General features: G+C 54.3%; 24 protein-coding genes and 1 pseudogene. 16 read left to right on the top strand and 9 right to left on the bottom strand.

Features of this window, described 5'->3' with window-relative positions; translation table 11 throughout:
- Positions 1–89 precede the first annotated feature (89 nt).
- Complete coding sequence (locus tag U2949_RS18360; protein ID WP_321289282.1) at positions 90–1676, bottom strand: DNA cytosine methyltransferase; 1587 nt, start codon at positions 1674–1676, stop codon at positions 90–92.
- A gap of 78 nt (positions 1677–1754) precedes the next feature.
- Here U2949_RS18360 and U2949_RS18355 point away from each other — a divergent pair, with 78 nt between their 5' ends.
- Complete coding sequence (locus tag U2949_RS18355; protein WP_321289280.1) at positions 1755–2480, top strand: hypothetical protein; 726 nt, start codon at positions 1755–1757, stop codon at positions 2478–2480.
- A 228-nt stretch (positions 2481–2708) separates the two neighbouring features.
- Here the strand turns inward: U2949_RS18355 and ssb are convergent.
- The 3 genes and pseudogenes from ssb to U2949_RS18340 form a co-directional block, all read right to left on the bottom strand.
- Positions 2709–3047: pseudogene (gene ssb, locus U2949_RS18350) on the bottom strand (single-stranded DNA-binding protein); the annotation flags it as partial.
- A 2-nt stretch (positions 3048–3049) separates the two neighbouring features.
- The gene (locus U2949_RS18345; protein ID WP_321289278.1) at positions 3050–3277 is read right to left on the bottom strand and encodes a hypothetical protein; all 228 of its coding nucleotides are present in this window, start codon (positions 3275–3277) and stop codon (positions 3050–3052) included.
- A gap of 1029 nt (positions 3278–4306) precedes the next feature.
- A complete protein-coding gene (locus tag U2949_RS18340) occupies positions 4307–4528 on the bottom strand; it encodes a hypothetical protein (RefSeq protein ID WP_321289277.1) in 222 nt (73 codons plus the stop codon).
- A 245-nt stretch (positions 4529–4773) separates the two neighbouring features.
- On the opposite strand from U2949_RS18340, the gene U2949_RS18335 reads away from it, so the two are divergent.
- The gene (locus U2949_RS18335; RefSeq protein ID WP_321289275.1) at positions 4774–5121 is read left to right on the top strand and encodes a hypothetical protein; all 348 of its coding nucleotides are present in this window, start codon (positions 4774–4776) and stop codon (positions 5119–5121) included.
- Positions 5122–5253: 132 nt separating this feature from the next.
- Positions 5254–5613: a hypothetical protein gene (locus U2949_RS18330; protein ID WP_149720979.1), complete on the top strand. Its 360-nt coding sequence runs from the start codon at positions 5254–5256 to the stop codon at positions 5611–5613.
- A 450-nt stretch (positions 5614–6063) separates the two neighbouring features.
- Here U2949_RS18330 and U2949_RS18325 read toward each other — a convergent pair whose 3' ends face one another.
- From U2949_RS18325 to U2949_RS18305, 5 genes are all read right to left on the bottom strand, one after another.
- Positions 6064–6318 carry a hypothetical protein gene (locus tag U2949_RS18325; protein WP_321289274.1) on the bottom strand — a complete coding sequence of 85 codons (255 nt, stop codon included), beginning with the start codon at positions 6316–6318 and terminating at the stop codon, positions 6064–6066.
- An 83-nt stretch (positions 6319–6401) separates the two neighbouring features.
- Positions 6402–7253 carry a DUF7946 domain-containing protein gene (locus tag U2949_RS18320; protein ID WP_321289272.1) on the bottom strand — a complete coding sequence of 284 codons (852 nt, stop codon included), beginning with the start codon at positions 7251–7253 and terminating at the stop codon, positions 6402–6404.
- Positions 7254–7390: 137 nt separating this feature from the next.
- Positions 7391–7768, bottom strand: a complete 378-nt coding sequence (locus U2949_RS18315; protein WP_321289270.1) for a hypothetical protein — start codon at positions 7766–7768, stop codon at positions 7391–7393.
- Between the two features lie 479 nt (positions 7769–8247).
- A complete protein-coding gene (locus U2949_RS18310) occupies positions 8248–8559 on the bottom strand; it encodes a hypothetical protein (protein WP_321289268.1) in 312 nt (103 codons plus the stop codon).
- A gap of 67 nt (positions 8560–8626) precedes the next feature.
- Positions 8627–8830 carry a hypothetical protein gene (locus tag U2949_RS18305; RefSeq protein ID WP_321289266.1) on the bottom strand — a complete coding sequence of 68 codons (204 nt, stop codon included), beginning with the start codon at positions 8828–8830 and terminating at the stop codon, positions 8627–8629.
- Positions 8831–8933: 103 nt separating this feature from the next.
- Here U2949_RS18305 and U2949_RS18300 point away from each other — a divergent pair, with 103 nt between their 5' ends.
- The 13 genes from U2949_RS18300 (at position 8934) to U2949_RS18240 (ending at position 18973) form a co-directional block, all read left to right on the top strand.
- The gene (locus U2949_RS18300; protein WP_321289264.1) at positions 8934–9455 is read left to right on the top strand and encodes a phage regulatory CII family protein; all 522 of its coding nucleotides are present in this window, start codon (positions 8934–8936) and stop codon (positions 9453–9455) included.
- Entirely contained in the window at positions 9452–9712 is a 261-nt protein-coding gene (locus U2949_RS18295) for a hypothetical protein (protein ID WP_321289262.1), read from the top strand. Before U2949_RS18300 ends, U2949_RS18295 begins: the two co-directional genes overlap by 4 nt.
- Positions 9709–9843 carry a hypothetical protein gene (locus U2949_RS18290; RefSeq protein WP_321289260.1) on the top strand — a complete coding sequence of 45 codons (135 nt, stop codon included), beginning with the start codon at positions 9709–9711 and terminating at the stop codon, positions 9841–9843. The genes U2949_RS18295 and U2949_RS18290 overlap by 4 nt, the downstream gene beginning before the upstream one ends.
- Positions 9830–10354, top strand: coding sequence for a hypothetical protein (locus U2949_RS18285; RefSeq protein WP_321289257.1), 525 nt, complete (start codon positions 9830–9832; stop codon positions 10352–10354). The genes U2949_RS18290 and U2949_RS18285 overlap by 14 nt, the downstream gene beginning before the upstream one ends.
- Positions 10348–11226: a hypothetical protein gene (locus U2949_RS18280; RefSeq protein ID WP_321289255.1), complete on the top strand. Its 879-nt coding sequence runs from the start codon at positions 10348–10350 to the stop codon at positions 11224–11226. Before U2949_RS18285 ends, U2949_RS18280 begins: the two co-directional genes overlap by 7 nt.
- Positions 11210–11917 carry a hypothetical protein gene (locus tag U2949_RS18275; protein ID WP_321289253.1) on the top strand — a complete coding sequence of 236 codons (708 nt, stop codon included), beginning with the start codon at positions 11210–11212 and terminating at the stop codon, positions 11915–11917. Before U2949_RS18280 ends, U2949_RS18275 begins: the two co-directional genes overlap by 17 nt.
- Complete coding sequence (locus U2949_RS18270) at positions 11914–12294, top strand: RusA family crossover junction endodeoxyribonuclease (protein WP_321289251.1); 381 nt, start codon at positions 11914–11916, stop codon at positions 12292–12294. Before U2949_RS18275 ends, U2949_RS18270 begins: the two co-directional genes overlap by 4 nt.
- Before the next feature lie 623 nt (positions 12295–12917).
- A complete protein-coding gene (locus U2949_RS18265; RefSeq protein WP_321289249.1) occupies positions 12918–13712 on the top strand; it encodes a DNA adenine methylase in 795 nt (264 codons plus the stop codon).
- A gap of 219 nt (positions 13713–13931) precedes the next feature.
- Positions 13932–14711: a hypothetical protein gene (locus tag U2949_RS18260; protein ID WP_321289247.1), complete on the top strand. Its 780-nt coding sequence runs from the start codon at positions 13932–13934 to the stop codon at positions 14709–14711.
- A complete protein-coding gene (locus U2949_RS18255; RefSeq protein WP_009459026.1) occupies positions 14708–15199 on the top strand; it encodes a terminase small subunit in 492 nt (163 codons plus the stop codon). The genes U2949_RS18260 and U2949_RS18255 overlap by 4 nt, the downstream gene beginning before the upstream one ends.
- On the top strand, positions 15199–17256 hold the full coding sequence (locus U2949_RS18250; RefSeq protein ID WP_321289244.1) for a phage terminase large subunit family protein: 2058 nt from the start codon (positions 15199–15201) through the stop codon (positions 17254–17256). The genes U2949_RS18255 and U2949_RS18250 overlap by 1 nt, the downstream gene beginning before the upstream one ends.
- Complete coding sequence (locus tag U2949_RS18245) at positions 17256–17465, top strand: phage head-tail joining protein (protein WP_009459028.1); 210 nt, start codon at positions 17256–17258, stop codon at positions 17463–17465. The genes U2949_RS18250 and U2949_RS18245 overlap by 1 nt, the downstream gene beginning before the upstream one ends.
- Positions 17465–18973 carry a phage portal protein gene (locus U2949_RS18240; RefSeq protein WP_321289243.1) on the top strand — a complete coding sequence of 503 codons (1509 nt, stop codon included), beginning with the start codon at positions 17465–17467 and terminating at the stop codon, positions 18971–18973. The genes U2949_RS18245 and U2949_RS18240 overlap by 1 nt, the downstream gene beginning before the upstream one ends.
- Positions 18974–18993: the final 20 nt, after the last annotated feature.

The following is an 18993-nucleotide window of genomic DNA, read 5'->3' as shown; positions in this document are numbered from 1 at the left end:
CACCTCGGAGTCATGGCGAAGGGTAAAAAATTGCCCCGGTTCGATGTGTCGAAGGCGGGGCAGGGGTTTGTTGCTGTAGGCGCTTTGTGTCATGCGACTTTCTCCCGAGGGGAGATCTGCTGATCGGAGTAGTTGGCCTGCACCAGGGCATGCGCCAAGGGCGGGCAGACGCTGTTACCGCACATGCGGACCTGCGCCGTCTTTGTTAGCGGGCTGCCGTCAGGTTTGCGGTCGATGATGTACGAGTCAGGAAAGCCCTGGGCGCGGTAGAGCTCGCGTGGCGTCAGCATGCGTAGGCCAATATCTACGATCTGGTAATCGACGCCATGGACTGTCACCAGTCCGAATCGATCACGGGTGGGGATTGTGTGCAGAGGCTCGTGCAAACTTACCCCATCCTGCTCATTGCCGTAATACTTCACCAGGAATGAGCGAACTTCTCCAACATGCCCGCCGCCGGCCGTCAGAGTTGGCATGGGTTCATCATGGCTCTGGCCGAATTGGTTCTTGCGCAGCTTCACCAGGTGGCTTGTCACCAGACCTGCAGGGCAGCCGGACGCCGTCACGGTATTCAGTGGTTGCTCAACATCGCGGATGCCGTGGCTGAACCGTTTGCCGCCTGCCTTGCCTTCGCCGTGCCCCATGTGAATCAGGTTGGCCGTAATCAGGCTGTGGTGATCCACGCTTGTCACGGTCCCGATAGGGGCTTGCAGGTCGCTGCCCACTACGCCGGTATAGTGCTTGGCTAGGAATGCCGTCACCATTCCCATCACGTTTCCTGTGCTCATCCGTTTTGTTTCGCCACCGGCCGTAACGGTGTGCAGCGGCTCATCCAGGCCTGTGCCCACCGAGCCAGAGCGAAACTTTGTGATGAAGCTGACGCCACCCGGCACGATGAATGGGTCCTCTGCCTCTATCACGTACCGCATCACTCCCTTCGCAATGCGCCGACATGTCGCATCAGCCAGGGGGCGTTTGCGTTCAAAGATGGACGGACACGGGATGGACCAATCAATAATGTCCGAGGCAGGGCGCCAGGCCTGTTGGCCCTTGGTGGGCTTGGCAAAGTGAGTTTGCTGCGGCCACACGATAGGCAGCCCATCACACCTCGCCACCATAAAGAAACGCTTCCGGATGGTGGGAGCGCCATAGTCGCAGGCCCGCAGCTCCTTGTATTCAAGACGGTAGCCAAGGCCGCGCAACTGCTCTTTCCAGAGCTGGAACGTCTGGCCCTTACGCTCAGGGCAAGGCATGCCGTCATCAGTCAGTGGTCCCCAGGTCTGAAACTCCTCTACGTTCTCAAGAATAATCACGCGGGGGCGGACGGCCTTGGCCCATTTGACGACGACCCAGGCCAGTCCCCGGATTCGCTTGGATACCGGCTTACCGCCTTTGGCCTTGCTGAAGTGCTTGCAGTCTGGGCTGGCCCACAGCAGCCCGACTGGCCGACCGCGAGTAGCGACGTGTGGATTGATCTCAAACACATCACTGACATAGTGTTCGGTCTGAGGGTGATTGATTGTGTGTAGGGCAATGGCCTCCGGGTCGTGGTTGACGGCAATATCAACGTGCCGGCCCAGGGCTTGCTCCAGACCGGTGGAAGCGCCACCACCGCCAGCGAAAAGATCAACAACAAGCTCATCGTTAACAGGGAGCTGGAATTGTGGAGTGAGCAATAACTTAGCCGCCTTAGTTATTAGCCAAGGTGGTTCCGAAGGAAAGGGGTATGATTTCCTCCGAGAATGGGAGGGTCTGTGGAAAAATCTGAGAAATGGATAATGTTGCTGATTGGCTTAGTCGGCGGATGGGTTATATCCACTGCGCCAAGTTGGCTGCATGCGTCGAGTGATAAACATTGGTGGAGCATTGCTGAGGCTGTGGGCACCGTTGGGGCAACGCTGATTGGCGCTCTATCCTGGGTCTATGTGTGGCGAAAAGACTCACGGGAAAGGGAGCATAAGACAAAAGTTCTTCTTCATGAGTTTGTGAGTCCTGTCGCTGCTGAGTGGGTTAAGCACGCTAATAACTTCTTTGCTAAAGCAGATAGAGTGGTCGAGGCGTTTGGTGATGGAGACAAACTAGAAAGAGATACGTCATTAGGTGCTCTTGAGGATGCTGTGGCAGCAATTTCAAAGCTTGACGGCATTGTCCTAAGTAAAGAGGATAAGCTCTCAATCAATACTGAGCTTTTCCAGCGCGTCGTTGCCTTGAATTTTTCAGTTCGTGCTTTGACATCGCGATTTCAAGAGCGAGATAGGGCTGGATTGGTCGTGAGCTGCACAAGGTGTCATCGGGATGGCAGGGAGGAGAGAGAGCTTTACATTGACGAATCTCGATTGCAGCGTGCGTACAAGGACTTGAGTAGAGTTCTTATCGAGTTGGCAGAATTGTCTTGCATGAGTGGGTCCCTTGACTGGCTGCCACCGCAGGCCGAGTTTATGGGCAAGATGAGAAAGGCATTTTCTCCGGTTTTTACATAAAACAAATTCAGTGCGTATCTACAGGTTTGCCCGACTTGTGCCCTACCAGTGGCTTCTGGTCTGTCAAGGCTAGAATGTCGCTCACGGGTATCTGTATTTCGTTCCACTTGGAAACTAGAATGTCTTCTCATTCCAGCGCTCGTAAGCGCTCGCCGAGGCAACGCCGGGGCGGAGAGTGTCGGGGTATCCACGGAAGATGTCCTCCTAATAGGAGTCTGGCTGCGGCGTAGAGTTGCCGCTGGGGAGCATTTGCATTTGCTCCGCGATAATCTCAGTCGTGAAACGCTCCTGACCGTCCTGACCCGTCCATTTACGGGTGCGCAGACGACCTTCTACATAAACAGGGCGGCCTTTGCGCAAGTACTCACCCGCGATTTCAGCCAGACGGTTGTAGAACACCACACGGTGCCATTCGGTTTCCTCTCGGGGTTCGCCGGTCTGCTTATCCTTCCAGGTGGACGTGGTCGCAATGGAGATATTGCATACGGGGGCGCCACCGGCGTTGTATCGAACTTCGGGATCTCGCCCAAGGTTGCCGACGAGAATTACTTTGTTGACTGAAGCCATGGTTAGAAGCCCGCTGCGGGGGCGATGAATTTCAGGATCACTGCGATGACAAAGAACGCAGTGGGCATCCCCAGGCACCAGCTGGCCGGAGTCTCGCTTTCAGTAGGCAAAGGCTCCCACCCAAAGTAAGCGGCCAGGGGAGGGCGCACAGAGCGCACCCAGAACTTGTCAGCCAGCAGTGCGATGGAAAGCACGCCAGCCCACATAAACAGATTTGCGAGCGCAGTCATAGCGCCTCCTGTTGAGAAAAGAAAAAGCCCCACGCTTCGTTTGAAGGTGGGGCTTTGTTGGTTATGAAAATGATTACCCTCTAGTCGCAGCACTCCCGACGCCCATGGCGTGGGCGGTTTTGATATCGAATTGGTTAAGGGAGTGGGAATGCTGCGGCTGGAGGGTGCCCGCTCTCACCATGCGGGCCATGGGCCTGTGCGCGTGGGCTATACCCCAGGCTCGCGTACTACCTAGTGCTATTTGGCGGCGTCTCCTGGCGTACAGAGGGTGGGTGCTCCTCCAGCCATCAGCCAACTTTGATCCCATGCCGGTATCGCCCAGCTTTCTGCGCCCGTGTACTCAGGGATTTAGCGGGTTACACCGCTACGCTGCATTGCTGCCCATGGCTATCTCCAATGAATTGTTTCGGCGTGACGCTACGCCGTGAGCATGAATGGGTTGATAGTGGCAGGCATCCCAACCTGCCGTGCCTTCCCCTGAGCTTCATGGCGGACAAGTCCAGATTTGTGACGCATACGCTCTCGATGCCTCCGCCTTGCCGTCGCACCCACAGGGTGGTTCTCGGGTTCCTTTGCCGTCAATTCGGCCTGTGCCACCATCAAGAGTGTGGGCGGGCCGTCTAGTCCTATCGGTCTGGCCGACAATCGGAGTAGTTCATGGAGTCGAACCATGCAGCTCCACACTCTTGATGGCCCTGAGTAGGGCCTGGTGCTGGGATTCCAACCAGCGTGACCATTTCTTGTCTTGGCCGTCTACGCCTCACCCCCTTTCTCCGTGAACCGTGCTTTGACGGACTGGAGACGGCAGGGACACCGCGCAGAGCCACAACCATGTTTGTGGATGCTATTGATGCCGGACGAACACCCCACATAGGCGGGGTGAGCAACATCGGCAGGTGGGTTGTTAAAGATCGTTGACTTAATATTAGCGCCGCGCTACTTATAGTGTCAATAGCGGGGCGCTAATCTTAATAGGGAAAATAAACCCGCTTTCGCGGGTAGGTGAGCCTTAGCGGTGCCAGTGCTGGATCAGCCGCACCTCTCTCTAAAAGATAAATATGTCTGCAGCCGAACCACTGCATCCAAAATTTCTTGGACAGCTTTTCGCTCTAGATCAAAGTCAATTTGAGGAGTTAAGGTTTTGAGTTTGTATGTTTCCAGGTGTTCAGCCCGTTGTTGATCTATTTGAGGATTGTGATTTTTAGTATTTCCAGTGTTTTGTTTTTTGGTCTTGTACTTCCGCTTCTTCATCTAATTCTCCAAGCATGTCGCACTCCATTGAGCCCTGCATTGAGCAGTGGCATGGGAGAGTTGGCGTCAGGGTGACGTGGGCATTACTGGGCATGGGATAATTTAACTGTATATCTATACAGTATTTTTGGTCAAGGCGTAACGGGTGGGCGTTGTGACGAATGCTGCCTTAGAGAGGGGGGCGTAAGCCCTACGACAGCCTAAGCTGGTACGATTTGTCTTTACCTGTTACTTGGGAGAGGGGAATGAAAAGGGCTGTTGTTGTATCGGTCTTTATGCTTGCGGGGCTGCTGGCCGCGTGTGGAGACGGGAAAGATTCTGCGAGTAAAAAGGCAAGCGAAGCGCAGATGACTGAAATTAAGCTCCAGCGTCTGGTTAGAGGGTTTGTCACTGCCAAGCTGAAAGACCCAGACTCTGCTCAGTTTAGGAACCAAAAAGGAATATGTGGAGAGGTTAATGCTAAAAACTCGTTTGGCGGTATGACTGGCTACACCCGCTTTATGGCTTCCAATGAAAATTTTGTAGTAATGGAGAATGACCCTGCACTAGAGCGTGGAGCGTTTGCTGAGGTTTGGGAGCAGTTTTGCAAATAATGTAGTGGCGGGTACTAGTATGGCCTTGGCTGATCTATTGATTGCTAAGGACAGTGCTTTGCAATCGGAGCGGCCATTTTGTGGTTTGGGTTTCTTGGGTTGAGGTCACTGGTAACGCATAGGGAGAGGAAGATGGCGAAATTGAAAATCCATGCAGGTGATTTTGGGAAAGGCACCGGTGCATACATGCTTGGTGCTTTCAGTTTTCCCTGGCAGCCTGGAGATGGCTTTAGCGTGGGGAAGAGCCGACATGTTTCTGAGCTGCAGTCGATTGAGATCGCAACGGAAGAGGCAGTAAAGAGGGTAGGCGGAACAGTTGGCTGGGGCGTGGTTGGAGCTACGTTGCTGGGACCTGTTGGGCTGTTAGCGGGGTTAATTGCTGGGGGGCGGGGGAAGGACGTTACCTTCGTCGCGCAGTTCAAAGATGGGCAGCGTTTCTTGGCGACTGTGGACGCTAAGACATACACAAAGATCCAAGCTGCACTGTTTTGAGGTGTGTAGTCTCACGCAAACAAAAAAGCCCCGTGAGGGGCTTTGTCGTATAGGCTCGTCACGTGAGCTGACGTATCAGAACGGAAGGCCGGGGAACCGGTCTTTTAGCTGTCGGATAAGTTTTTGCCGGGTCGACACCACTTGTTTTGTATAGGTTTGATGGCTTTCGACTGTTCGGCGAGCGGGCTCGCGCAACGGAGAAGTGTGGAGCGGGCTGCGACTAGCCTGGTTAAGTTTTTCGTAGATAGTAATACCTTCTGTATGGCTTCAAATTACCGCTGCAGCCTGGAAATGGGGGTTCTCCTAAGCAATGATGTGGCGTGGAATTTGAAGGGTAGTGAGATAGCGAGATTGCTACCTTTGAATGAGATCAGTCTCATTGTACCAGTATGGGCTTTTCGCCCACTAAAGCATAGAAGTGCTTTGTAACGCTTCCTCGGGCGGCCAGCATCAGCGCTTGAAGTAAAGTTTGATGGTGATAGGTGCTAAGGCCAGTAAAGCGATTATCAGTATCGCTGGGCTTCTTTCGTCAGCCGCGGCAATTAATAGCCATGCTCCCAATAGAGCTAATGGGGCTACCCATTTCCAGGACCATTCACCGGCCTTACGAAGCTGTTTATGACGCTCAAGGCTAGCTATTTGTTTTTCCAGCAGGAGCTGCTCTTTCCGCTTTTTAAGGTCTTCAATGTCTGGGGTGTCACTCATTGTGCTGCCTTTAAGGAAATATTCGATAGCTACCGAAATATAGTGATGAGCAATAAGTAATCAACGGATGGCTGGCAGTCAGATTATCGATGGTAGTCACTGATGTACAGATTCACTATGTTTCCTTCTTCATCCACCTCAGCCTTGGCAGTGAAGCTAATTATTGAAAGCTTCGAGAGCGCGGTCACATAAGGGTTATTTGGCAGGCGAACCTCTGGGTCAACAATTTTTGCAGATATGCGTGACGTAAGGTCACTCTCTAGGGCTACTTTGCAAGACCCAGTCATCATGTCGAGTTCAGAAATGACGCCCGAAAATGCTCTTGCTTCAGTGATAGTATTATTTTTATCGATATTGGCAAGCTCTTTAGTTTCCCTGTCAAGAATCACCACAGCTGCACTATCACAGTCTCGTCTTAGGTTTATGCTTTCAACTGATTGGCCAATTGGGGCCAAGGCTTGCTTTACTGATGGCTGCAAAGCATCAGCAAGTTTTTCTATGGTAGCCAACAGTCTTTCTTGGGTGTCCGCCTGTTGGCTGAGGGACTGTTTTAAGGCATCGCTTAAGTGCTTCATCTCCTCCTCCTTTCTGCGGTTAAATACGTACCCAACTAGGGCCATGAATAGGGCGGTACCGAGGCCAGACCAAAGCTCACCGCTAGATGCTACGCGTAGTATGGTGGCAGCGATCTCATAGCAATTATGCTCTTCAACTGGAGTTGCCAAAACTCTTACTGACAGGGTATCAAATTGTTTATTGTACTTGCCTGTTTCTGCGAAATGCGAGGTCACTGCTAGCACTCGTGCCATCCCTTGAAGGGACTGGCCTAACTGGTGGAGGTCTATCGCATGTGATCTGGCGTCACCGCCTTCGTAGCGGATGGAAAGTGTCAGGTCCCCCTCTTCACTAACTGATAATGCCGGCTGGTAGCTCATTCCTTCCCCCTTTTTTTACGTATAGCTATTTTTAGTTACTTGTTAAGTAAAAAATAAGGAGCCGTATGGCTCCTTGTCTCTTCCTGCTCAGTCCCTCTTACGTACAGCCTCCCTGGGCTGGGTTAAATCGTTGCCTATCAATCTTCAATCTCCAGCCCAAGGTTTTTTGCAGCTACGCGCATAGCAGATTCGAGACGAATCACGTCTGCCCGCTCCAGCGTCAGAAGCTTGCTCTTAGGAATGGCAGAGAATGGCCATGAGTCGTTAGAGAGGTCTGGGTCTGTGTCCATCCATCCTAAGGGCTTCCCGCAAGCCTCCTCCAGTGCTCTAGCCAGAGGAGAGCCCATTTGTTTTGGTTTTCCGGTTTTGCTGCCTAGCGACTGGTTAAGGATTTGGCTATAGGTTGAATCGCGATCATTCTTTCCGGTAGCCCGGTTTAAGTCCGCAGCAGTGCCACCCACCTCTTTGATGAGCATTTTTAGTCTGATGCGGCGGACTTCTTCAACAGTTTTCATAGAACTCAATTAAACAGCGCAGAGCTAAGCAAATGGCGTAGCGCTGCGCTATTGACATTGAGCATAGCGCCGCGCTAATCTTTCGGCATGAAGCTATCAGAACTCTACAAATCTCTTTCAAAAACTGAACGCGCACTTCTTGCGGAGCGCGCAGACGTCGGTCAAGGCTATCTATGGCAGATAGCCACAGGCTGGAGAGGTAAGCGCCCATCTCTGCTTGTGCTGGACCGACTTTTGAAAGCGGATAGTCGACTGAAAGCTAATGACTTAATCGCTGAGTTTGCTGAGCAGCAGACCAAGGAGCCCCTCATGCCCAAAACCCCTGATCCTAAACCCGATGACCGTATCCCCATCGGTCCCCCTGACTGCATTACGAAAGGGGGCGCACATGCTTAAGACCCTGTACGCCCGCCTGGTGCTCTGGCTGATTCAACCGGCCATCAAGCTCCAGGGGGATCGTCTAGCCCAGGCTGCAGGGTTCACAGATCAAGAGGCTCGGGATGCAGAGCTTTTGGCAAAAGCTGCCTTAGCTGCTGAGTCAGCTCGCCAGACACTTCATCGGCATCACTTACTCCGGCTCTGAACCGGGCATGGCTTTGTACCTTTTGGTTTATGAGCGTCCTCAATCGTTCCGCTCGTTGAGGGTCAGTTGCCGCCTCATCTAGCAAGGCGGAAAGAAGTATCTCCAGGGCTGTGATCTGCACGCTGTGCGATCCGACCGTCGAATTTAAGGAGAGTGCGGTGTTTACCAAGTCGCTATTGATTCTTAATTGCTGATCAGTAGAAGTCACGGTCAATCCTTTTCAGAAAAGTTTAGTTACTTGCATCTCTAAGCATAGCTGATCGGGATTGACCACCTCAATGAACGGTAACGGCCCCGAGCTCACCCAGACCATGCAGTTCATTCCAAATAAGCCGGTCATAGATGCCGGTTATGTGGTCATCGGTAGGGCAGTTGAAGGCCTGATAGGCCAGCTCAGTAGCTCTATCAATGATTTCAAAGCGGGGGAGTTCTTTTTTATCCATCCCTGCATTTTCAGACCCAGTAGCTAATTTTTCCATTTGTAGTTCCCACTCCCGATTAATCACTACGTACTTTTCACACTTTTACTGTAGCGATTGTCAGAGGTGGGCGAAACGCTGAAATACACAGGAGTTCAGCCCAATGACAAGACGTTTTTCTTCCTTGAACTGGCGAGACGCGCTCTACAGTGCCGTCCGTCAGGCCCCAGGCGGCGTTGGCGCGGCTGCCGTGTTTCTCTCTGACCGTCGTGGCCTGTCGATCCATCCCGAGTCACTGCGCCGGAAACTGACCGGTGGGGAGCAGTTGGACATCGACATGGCCTTCTTGCTGACCGAGTGGTTGGATGAACTTGCCGACTGCCGTGAAAGCGCACGGGACTGGCTTATCGCTGCTGCTCAGCAGGGAGGCCTGCATGTGGTTGATCTACCACCTGAGCCGGTAGGGGGATTCGAGAACGAGGCCGGTGCTCTGAACGAGAAGGCGCTCAAAGCAGCCGCTGAGCTTGGCGAAATGTGTAGCGCCATCACCGGCACCACAGCCGACGGTCGTGTGACTCATGAGGAGCGGGAGCGTGTGGTGGCTAAAGCCTTGGACCTGATCCGCCTTTGCTTTCGCATCATCCGCAACGTGACCCGCTGGCACCGCAAGGAGACATCGGTATGACCAAAGCACCCTACGGCACGTACTACACCGACTTGTACAAACTTGGCTGGTTCAACAACCCCCAGGTATGCAAGGCCCTGAAAGTCGCTTTCGATCAACAGCCTCATGAACGCCAGCAGCAGATCAAAGCGAAGTTGTACGCAGAGTTCGGCACCGACAGCCTCGCGATGGTGAACCCACAGCACTTCGTGCGCACGCTGGACGGCATGGGCCTGTTCTTCACGTTGCCCACATCACTCAAGGACCAACTGCGATGAAGACGCTTGAAATCCTGAACATCATCTACGCCGGTTATCCCATGATCCTATGGATAGCCCTGGCTGTTGTGAGCACCAGTATGGGTGCATCACTGTGGATTGCACTGGGGAAGATTGATGAAAAAGACTGATTTACCCCAGCGCACCCAGTTGCAGCGCCGCCAAATGCTCAAACGTAGCGCGTTCAACGCCAAGCCAAAGAAAAAGAAGGGCCCGAGCATGCCTATGGTCGTCGCCAAGCTGGTGGGAACCCTTTTCAAGCACCAGCCAAAACTGCCGGCTGTATTCCGCTCTGAGCAGCACCGTCGCAACGTCGCAGCATTGCCATGCGCCAACTGCGGCCGCTGGTACCGGTCCCAAGCTGCCCACATGAATGGCGTTGAGTTTGGCAAAGGGTTGGGCCTGAAAGTATCAGATGCCTTGATGTTTCCCTTGTGCACCGATAACGCCTGGGGGCGGGGGTGTCACAGCAAGCTCGACCAGGGCGGGATCTACGACAAAGCCACTGCAGTAGGTCTGCAGATCACCTGGCTGCACCAGACACGCGATGAATTGAAACGCTTGGGCCAATGGCCTGAGGAAGCCGACCGCGACGTAGAGACGTTCGTGGGGGCGTATTTGAGGAGGCAGGTGACATGCTAAGTGCATCCGACCTGATGCGCACGATAGGGCGTCCAATTGCCTATCACCCCGCCTTGGCTCGTATGGTAGGGGGCGTTAACGCAGCCATCTTTCTGTCCCAACTTATCTACTGGGATGAACGCATGGAAGACGCCGAGCTGGGTGTGTACAAGACCGCAGAACAATGGGAGGCAGAAACAGGCCTGTCTGTGCGCGAGCAGACCACAGCACGCCGTCAATTGCGCGACCGTGGCCTCATCACTGAGACCCACAAGCGCATAGAGCACAAGCTGTATTTCAAGCTCGACCGTGTTGCCTTTGATCGACTGATTGCGGGGGTGGGTGAAGCCGGAAACCCCGAACGACAAAACGTCGATTCCCGAAACGCGGAAACGCAATTCGGGAATAGCGAAAGCGCAAATACCGAAACCCCCAAAGCGCCATCCCCGAACCACCCAAAGCGCAGTTCGTTAATAAAGACAGAGACTACTACAGAGACTACAGAAGAAAAAAATACCAAAAAAGAAAGTTCGTCAGCCTTCAGCTTCGAGCACTGGCCTGTCAATCCATCGCCAGACGTTTGGGCGGATTACTTGCAGCACCGCAAAGCGATCAAAGCGCCGTTGACCCAGACTGCTGCAAACCGCTTGGGGGCGGAAGCGCACAAAGCCCAGGCTGCTGGGTTCAGTGTTGATGACTTCCTGGCCGAGTGCATGCTCCGTGGTTGGCGGGGAGGGAAAGCCGACTGGCTAACGCGGGGGATGTCGCAGGACCAGCTAGGGGGCGGGCAAGTAGTTCGGGGTGGAAAGTTTGATCCGAATGCGTTTCTGGAGCAGAGGCGCAAAGATCGGATGAAGGGATGCCAAGGAGGTGGTGATGTTGTCGACGTTTGAGCGCGAAAGTGCCTGGCTCAAGCCAGTGCCCAAGCTGGAAGGTAAAACGCTGATGGAGCACCTGTACGCCCGAATGGACGGCCTGTACCCCGGCAAGTGGAAATCCAACTTTGTGGGCGAGGCAGCCATGTCGAACTGGGAGCAGGCCTGGGCCGAAGCATTCGATGAGGAAGGCATTGTGCCAGTGGACGTTGCCCTGGGCATTCAGAACAGCCGACGCATGTACGATTGGCCTCCAAGCCTGACCGAGTTCCTGCGGGCCTGCCGTCCCTACCTGGAGCCTGATGTGGCGTTCTTTGAGGCTGTGCGGGGTATGCAAGCTCGAGAGCGTGGTGAGCGTGGCGAGTGGTCACACCCCGCGATTTTTCATGCCGCAGCAACTGTGGGCCGGTTTGATCTGCTCAACCAAGCCTACCAGCAGATGGAAGGGCACTGGAAGAAAGCGCTTCATGCCCAACTGGCCCTGGGGGCCTGGCCCGACATTCCCGACCCAGCACCAGCACTGCCAGCACCTTCAGGCTCAGCCCAGACTGAGCAGGGAACTAAGGCCATGCGTGAAATGGCTCAGCGGGCAATCAGCCGGAAAGGGAAGGACCACAAGGCGTGGGCAAAGGGAATCGTGGCTAATCCCAAGGGGCGCTCCCCCACCATCGTACGCATGGCCCAAGCAGCAGTAGGAGAGGCGGCATGACTGAGGCGACCGCATTAACTCTGGTGCTGCCTTGGCCTGATATGCGGCTGATGCCCAATCGCAAGAACGGTCGGCACTGGGGAGGCGTCCAGTCAGCCAAGGAGCAGGCGCGGCGTGATGGGCGTGTAGTTGCTGTCGCTGAGTTGGGGCGACGACGCTTCATCGGTAGTGACCGCATCCCAGTGAAAGTGACTTTCATGTCGCCAGACCGCAGAGGTAGAGACCTGGACAACTTGCTGGCCTGCATCAAGCCGCAGATAGACGGTATAGCTAAGGCCCTGGGAGTGGACGACAAGCGGTTCAGACCGTTGATTGTGGATGATGGATTGGACCCAGCCAAGCGCGGGTATCTGAAGATTGAAGTGGGGGAAGTATGAAATCGCAGATTGAAATCTTGTTGGGCGAGTGGGGGCGCTGGAAGCGTGGGGAGAATCGTACAGGCCTTGGTTATCCATCACGAAGCGCTTTCCAGCAGATGCGAGTAGATGGAGATAGGGCTGTGGAAGTCGATGTTGCTCTGGTGGATGATGATGTGCGTTCCGTTGACTCCTTGGTTGATCTGCTTCACCCTCAAGCGAGAGCGGTGCTTACAGCGCATTACGTGAGAGCGGGAGCTGTGAAGACAAAGCTGGATGCGCTTAGGATGACGCGCACTGCATACTATGACTGTCTGGACTTCGCCCACCAATTCCTTGGGCACAACTGGGCCAGTCGAGCGCAAACTAAAGTGTCCGGACACATTGCGAGAGTGTCCGGATAGAACTATCATTTTTCACGTAGGCTGGATATTGCTCAGCCTGTTGAGCCAGAGCCAGATAGAAACAAAAAAGCCCTTCCAGAAATGGAGGGGCTTTTTGTTTGGAAAAGAGCCGGCGAATGGAATGCGGCGGCAACCGCAGACCAGACAGCCGAACACAGAACGAACCTGTGAACGACCCGTGGCCGGTCCCACCTACGTAGGCGGGATGACGGTAACACGGATTTAAGGTCATTCACAATAATGTCAGCATTACCGATTATTCCTTGGATGGGCGGCAAGCGACGCCTGGCCGACAAGATATTTCCCTTTTTCCCCGCACACGATTGCTATGTGGAGCCGTTCGCAGGAGGTGCTGCGCTGTTCTTTATGCGCCCGACCCCAGCTAAGTCCGAGGTGTTGAACGATATCAACGGTGAGCTGGTGAACCTGTACCGGGTAGTTCAGAACCATCTAGAAGAGTTTGTCAGGCAGTTCAAATGGGCTTTATCCAGTCGGGAGATATTCCGATGGCAGCAGATCACAAGGCCGGAAACTCTAACCGATATTCAGCGAGCCGCACGGTTCTACTACCTGCAGCAGCTTGCGTTTGGCGGGAAGGTGGATGGTCAGACATTTGGTACTGCCACGACAGCGCCACCGGGCTTGAACTTGTTGCGGCTAGAGGAAACTCTATCAGCGGCACACCTGCGGTTGTCGGGTGCATACATTGAACACCTGCCATGGCAGAAGTGCTTATCGATGTATGACCGACCGCACACCTTGTTTTACATGGACCCTCCTTACTGGGATACAGCAGGCTATGGGGTTGGGTTTGAGTTTAAAGAGTACGAGGCAATGGCCGAGCAGATGCGATCAATGCAAGGCAAGGCCATTGTGAGTCTTAACGACCACCCAGACATACGCCGGGTATTTGCGGGCATGCATATAGAGTCCACTAGCCTGCGTTACACCGTAGGCGGGGGAGAGGGAGTGGAGCGTGGTGAAGTTCTCATTTTCAGTTGGGATCTACAAGCGACGCCAGCTGGACTTTTTTAAGCGGGTGTTGGAGAAAAGCCGGGGGCCCCTGGGGGAATAGACCCGGTAAGGGGGATTCGAACCCCGGACTCTCGCTGTTCACGAGTTTTTTCAATAGGGGGGTTATATTTTTTCCCCTCCAACGCCAATGTACATGCGCCTTCCTTAGAAAAAATGGCCTTCCTTAAAAGAGGGGGGGGTTATATTTTTCGAGGGGGGTTATATTTATTGGGGTGTCCCATGCTTGAATACACCAGCACCGCGAAAGAGGGCGCTCGGTGGCTCAGCCGTGGCGAACGCCAAGTGCCCTACGCAACGTCGCTGGCACTTAATAAGACGGCATCAGCAATTCAAAAAGCGCTTGTTGAGCAAATGGGACAAGTGTTTGACCGCCCAACGCCGTATACATTGCGATCGCTGCGGTTGCAGCGGGCAACAAAACAGAACCTGACAGCGTCCGTTGCTTATAAAGACTTTGCAGGTAAGGGGACTGCGGCAAGTAAATATCTGCGTCCCCAGGTCGATGGCGGCACGCGTCGCCAGAAGCGATTCGAAAATGCCCTGGGCCGGATAGGCCCGAGCGGTTACTACGTTCCTGCTGGTGGTGCTGATCAAGACGCCTACGGGAATATGTCACGCGGTCAGATCGTTAAGTTGCTGTCCTACTTGCAGGCCTTTGGTGAGCAGGGATATCGGGCGAATGCGACAGATAAGAGCCGTGCACGTACCGCGAAGGTACGGCGTAGTGAAGCTGGCTACCGTCGCATCAATGGAGTCGTGTACTTCATTTCCAGGGGGAAGGGCACGGTATCGGGGAACCGGACGCAGCATTTACCGGCTGGTGTGTGGCGCAAGACAGGCACCCATGGGGCTGATGTAGCGCCGGTGCTGCTACACGTCGAGAACGTGAACTATACGAAGCGTCTACCCTTTTATGAGACCGCTGATGAGGTGTATGGAAAGCGGTTTGAGGATGAGTTCACCCAGGCTTTTGAGCAGGCCATGGCCACAGCGCGATGATTGATCCAGATAAAAAAATCACCCAGGCCAGGTTTGCTCAAATTGTGGGCATTACCCAGCCTGCTGTCAGTGGCCTGCTTGCTCAAGGTGTCTTAACTGTAGGCGACAACGCCGGAAATTGGCTCTTGTCGTACTGCGGGCATTTGCGTGAGATAGCGGCTGGTCGTACCCGTCAGTCTGATAACTCAATTGATCTGGTCCTTGAGAAAGCGCGTCTGGCGTCAGCCCAGGCAGACAAGATCGAGATGGAAAACAACGTCAAAAAAGGGGAGCTTGTTCCTGTTGCTGTGCTGGAGGAGGTGCTCGTGCGGGCAGGCGGAAAGATCGCAGCACAGCTCGACACGATACCGGCATCTTTAAAACGCCGCATACCGTCACTGACGGATTCTGACATCGGTTTCGTCAGGCGAGAAATTGCGAAGGCCCGCAACGCGGTTGCAAATCTGAACCTGGAGGATGTCGAGGCAGACGAAAATGAGGCGAAATAATGCTGGTCACGCAGAATCGAGCAGCGATTGCACGCGCTTTGCGCCGTGGCCTGGCCGGCTTCGCCGCACAAGAGCCTATCTCTTTGCGGGAGTGGGCTGAAAGTCACTTTTATCTGTCAGCTGAGTCCTCATATGTGGAGCAGCGTTGGGAAGCCTGGCCGTTTCAGCGTGGCATTCTGGCCTGTATCGGTAGTGATGATGTTCATGAGGTGGATGTCATCAAATCGGCGCGGGTTGGTTATACCAAGATCTTGCTGGCGGCGGTTGGGTACTTTGCGGAGCATAGGCGACGCAACCAGGTGCTGTGGCAGCCTACCGATTCAGCGCGGGATGAGTTTGTAAAAACTGAGCTGGACACGATGATTCGTGACGTCTCTGTGCTTCATCCTATATTCCCAATGCGGGAGGCCAGGCACAAAGACAATACGCTGCTGGTAAAGAAGTTTATTGGCAGCATGCTTCACCTGCGCGGGGGGAAGTCAGCAGATAACTACCGTCGCTTGTCGGTCAGCGTTGGGTATTTGGACGAGTTCAGTTCGTTCGATAGCAATATTGATGGGGAAGGCGATCCCGGCAAGCTCGCGCTTAAGCGCTTGGAGGGGGCGACTTTCCCCAAGTTGGTCGTCGGCTCTACACCGAAGATCAAAGGCCTGTGCTTAATGGAAAAGCGGGCCGAGGGGGCGGACGCTCGCTATACCTACCATATCCCTTGTGCCCATTGTGACGAACTCCATGACTTGGAGTGGGGTGGGAAAAGTGAGCCTCATGGTTTTAAGTGGGTTGATGATGATCCTGAAACGGTGCGCCATCTTTGCCCGCATTGCGGTGCCTTGGCGACTCAAGGTGAGTATTTAGCTGCTGCAGAGCGCGGTATCTGGGTTGGGAATGATGGGACGACCATTGATCAAGATGGCGTGTTCCGCGACTCAGAAGGTAATTTAATCCAGCCGCATCTGCGTGTTGCTTTCCACGTGTGGACCGCATATAGCCCGTTGGTTTCATGGTCCAAGATCGTTAAGGAGTTTCTGGAGGCCCACGAAAAAGCATCCACTGGTGAGGATGAGGAGCTGCGTACCTTCTGGAACACTACACTCGGTCGCACCTGGGAGGGTGAAATTGAACGCATGGAGTCCGATGAGCTGCAGCGCCGAGCTGAAGTTGAAGGCTACCGCTCTCCTGGCCTTGATGATGGGTTGGTCCCCAAGCGATGCATGCTGTTGCTGGCGGGGGCTGACATACAGGGCAACCGTATTGAGGTTGGGGTATGGGGAGTAGGTAAGGGCGGGGAAATGTGGGTCGTAGACCACCAAATCCTATTTGGGAACCCGTCTGAGGACGAAGTGTGGACCAGGCTGGATGAGCTGCTGTTTGAACGCCGATATTTGCATGAGGGCGGGCAACAGATGCCAATCTACGCTACCGCCATCGATACGGGCGGCCACCACTCTCATGCTGTCTATGAATATGCTCGGAAGAATCGTGCACGCCGGGTATATGCGATCCGGGGGCGGCCGACGGGTGAGAAGCACATCAAGGATGGTGTCACACAAGTGGACATCGACTGGCGCGGGAAGCGTGTCAAGAAAGGTGTGCGGCTTTGGTACGTCGGCACCAATATGGCCAAGGATCTTTTGTTTGGGCGACTGCAGGTTGAAGAGCCGGGTCGAGGCTATGTTCACTTAGCGGCAGATATGTCGCAAGAGTGGTTCAGGCAGTTTGCCGCTGAAGTTCGAGCGGTGCGTCGTACCGCATTCGGCTCACGTTCAGTATGGACGCCAATTCGTAAGCGAAACGAAGTGCTCGACTGCTGTGTCTATGCGCTTTGGCTTGAGGCTCACCTTGAATTGGCCAGAAAGACAGACAAATGGTGGGCGAACTTCGCTGAGAAGCTCGGCGTTGACGAGCCTGGCGACGATCCAGGCCCCACCGAAACTCCACAGAAAACGCCCGCAACTGCGGGCGTTTCTGTTTCTAAGCCACGAACACAACCGGCCACTGGTGTCAGGCGGGCTGCGGTGAGAACGGGGTCATCAAGTTACTTACGGAGCAGACGCTGATGGCGTATACGCGTGAAGATTTGGAGGCAGTGAACAAAGCGATTGCCAGCGGTGTGCTGAAAGTTCGCTATGGGGATAAGGAGGTTCAGTATCCCTCGGTTAATGATCTGATTCGGGCAAAACAGCACATCGTCGCTGAGCTCAATGCTGAGAGCGGCAGACGCAAGCCTTGGGTGTTCCGCATTCGGAATAAAGGAAAGGGGGTCTGATGCGGTATCAAACATTGCAGCAGGCCGGTTTCGTGTTACCTACCCGTTTAAATGCTGCCTCATCTTCCGCTTATGAGGGTGGTAGCGCCACGGGGAGCCGCTCCAAGAGCTGGAACCCTTCGGCGGCTGGCCCCAATAGCGCTGCTACGGGCAATCTTGGAACTATTCGCAGGCGAGCTCGGGATGCTGTACGTAATGATCCTTGGGCAAAAACAGCGGCAGCTCGTTGGGTCTCGAACGTTATAGGGACAGGAATTCAACCATACCCTCGACATCCTGACCGGGGAGTGCGTAAGGCGCTTAAGGAATTATGGTCGGATTGGGTAGGTGAGTCTGATGCCGACGGGCTGCTTGGCTTTTATGGGCAGCAAGCCTTGGCAGCCAGGTGCCTGTTTATCGACGGTGAGGCCCTGGGGCGGATTCGTATGCGTAGGCCGGAGGATGACCTCGTTGTCCCCATGCAGATTCAGCAGTTTGAAGGGGACTTCCTGCCAGTTGAGGAAACGAGAAGTCTGGCAAATGGCCATGAAATTGTGAATGGCGTGGAGTTTGACCGCATTGGTCGGCGTGTGAACTACCACTTGTGGGATCGGCATCCTGCAGAGCCAGGCGGGCTCAGGAGTAGAGCTTTACGTCCGGTACCTGCCGATATGGTTGTTCACGCATATCCGGTCCTTCGGCCAGGCCAGGTGCGAGGTGTATCTGAGCTCGCCACGGTTCTTCTGCGACTGAAAACCTTAGATAACTTTGATGATGCCGTTGCATTCCGACAGGAAGTGTCGAATCTGTTTGCCGGTTATGTCGTCACAAAAGAAGATGAGAGCGAGGGGCCAGACCCAAGCAGTTTTGCTGATCCCAGCATAGAGCCTGATGCCGACGGTGTACCGCTGATTGGTATGGAGCCGGGGTCTGTCACCTCATTGCCTCATGGGACAGATATTAAGTTTGCGTCGCCGCCTGGGGCGCCCGACAACTACGCGGAGTTCATGCGGCAGCAATTGATGGCCGCATTTGCATCCGTCGGCATGCCATATGAGACGACGGGGGACCTGCGCAATGTAAGCGATAGGACTCTGCGCGTCGTGGTGAACGAGTTTCACCGCCAAGTTGAGCAGTACCAGTGGGGGGTATTTGTCCACCAATGGTGTCGCCCAATCTGGAACGCCTGGATTAACGCTATCGCGCTGTCGGGAATTATGCCGATGAAGTACTTAGAGCGTCGGCTGTTTCGGCGTGTGCTCTGGGTTCCTCAAGGGTGGGCTTACTTCAATCCCGTGCAGGACGTAAAGGCGAATACCGATGCGGTGAGGGCTGGCTTTACGTCGCGGTCCGCAATCATCCTCTCGCAGGGCGAAGACCCCGAGGAGGTAGCGGCTCAAATTCGTGCTGATAACGATCAAGCTGATTCCGACAGCTTGAGCCTGGACAGTGATTCACGCCATGCACGAAACAAAGGCGTAGGGCTTGGCGACCCAAGTGAACGTGATGATGACCCCTCTGGGGCCTGACTTAACTTTTAGGAGCCGAT

The organism is Alcaligenes phenolicus, from assembly GCF_032063905.1.
GTDB classification, from domain to species: Bacteria; Pseudomonadota; Gammaproteobacteria; order Burkholderiales; family Burkholderiaceae_B; genus Alcaligenes; species Alcaligenes phenolicus.
This window is presented reverse-complemented; position numbering and strand designations above follow the sequence as displayed.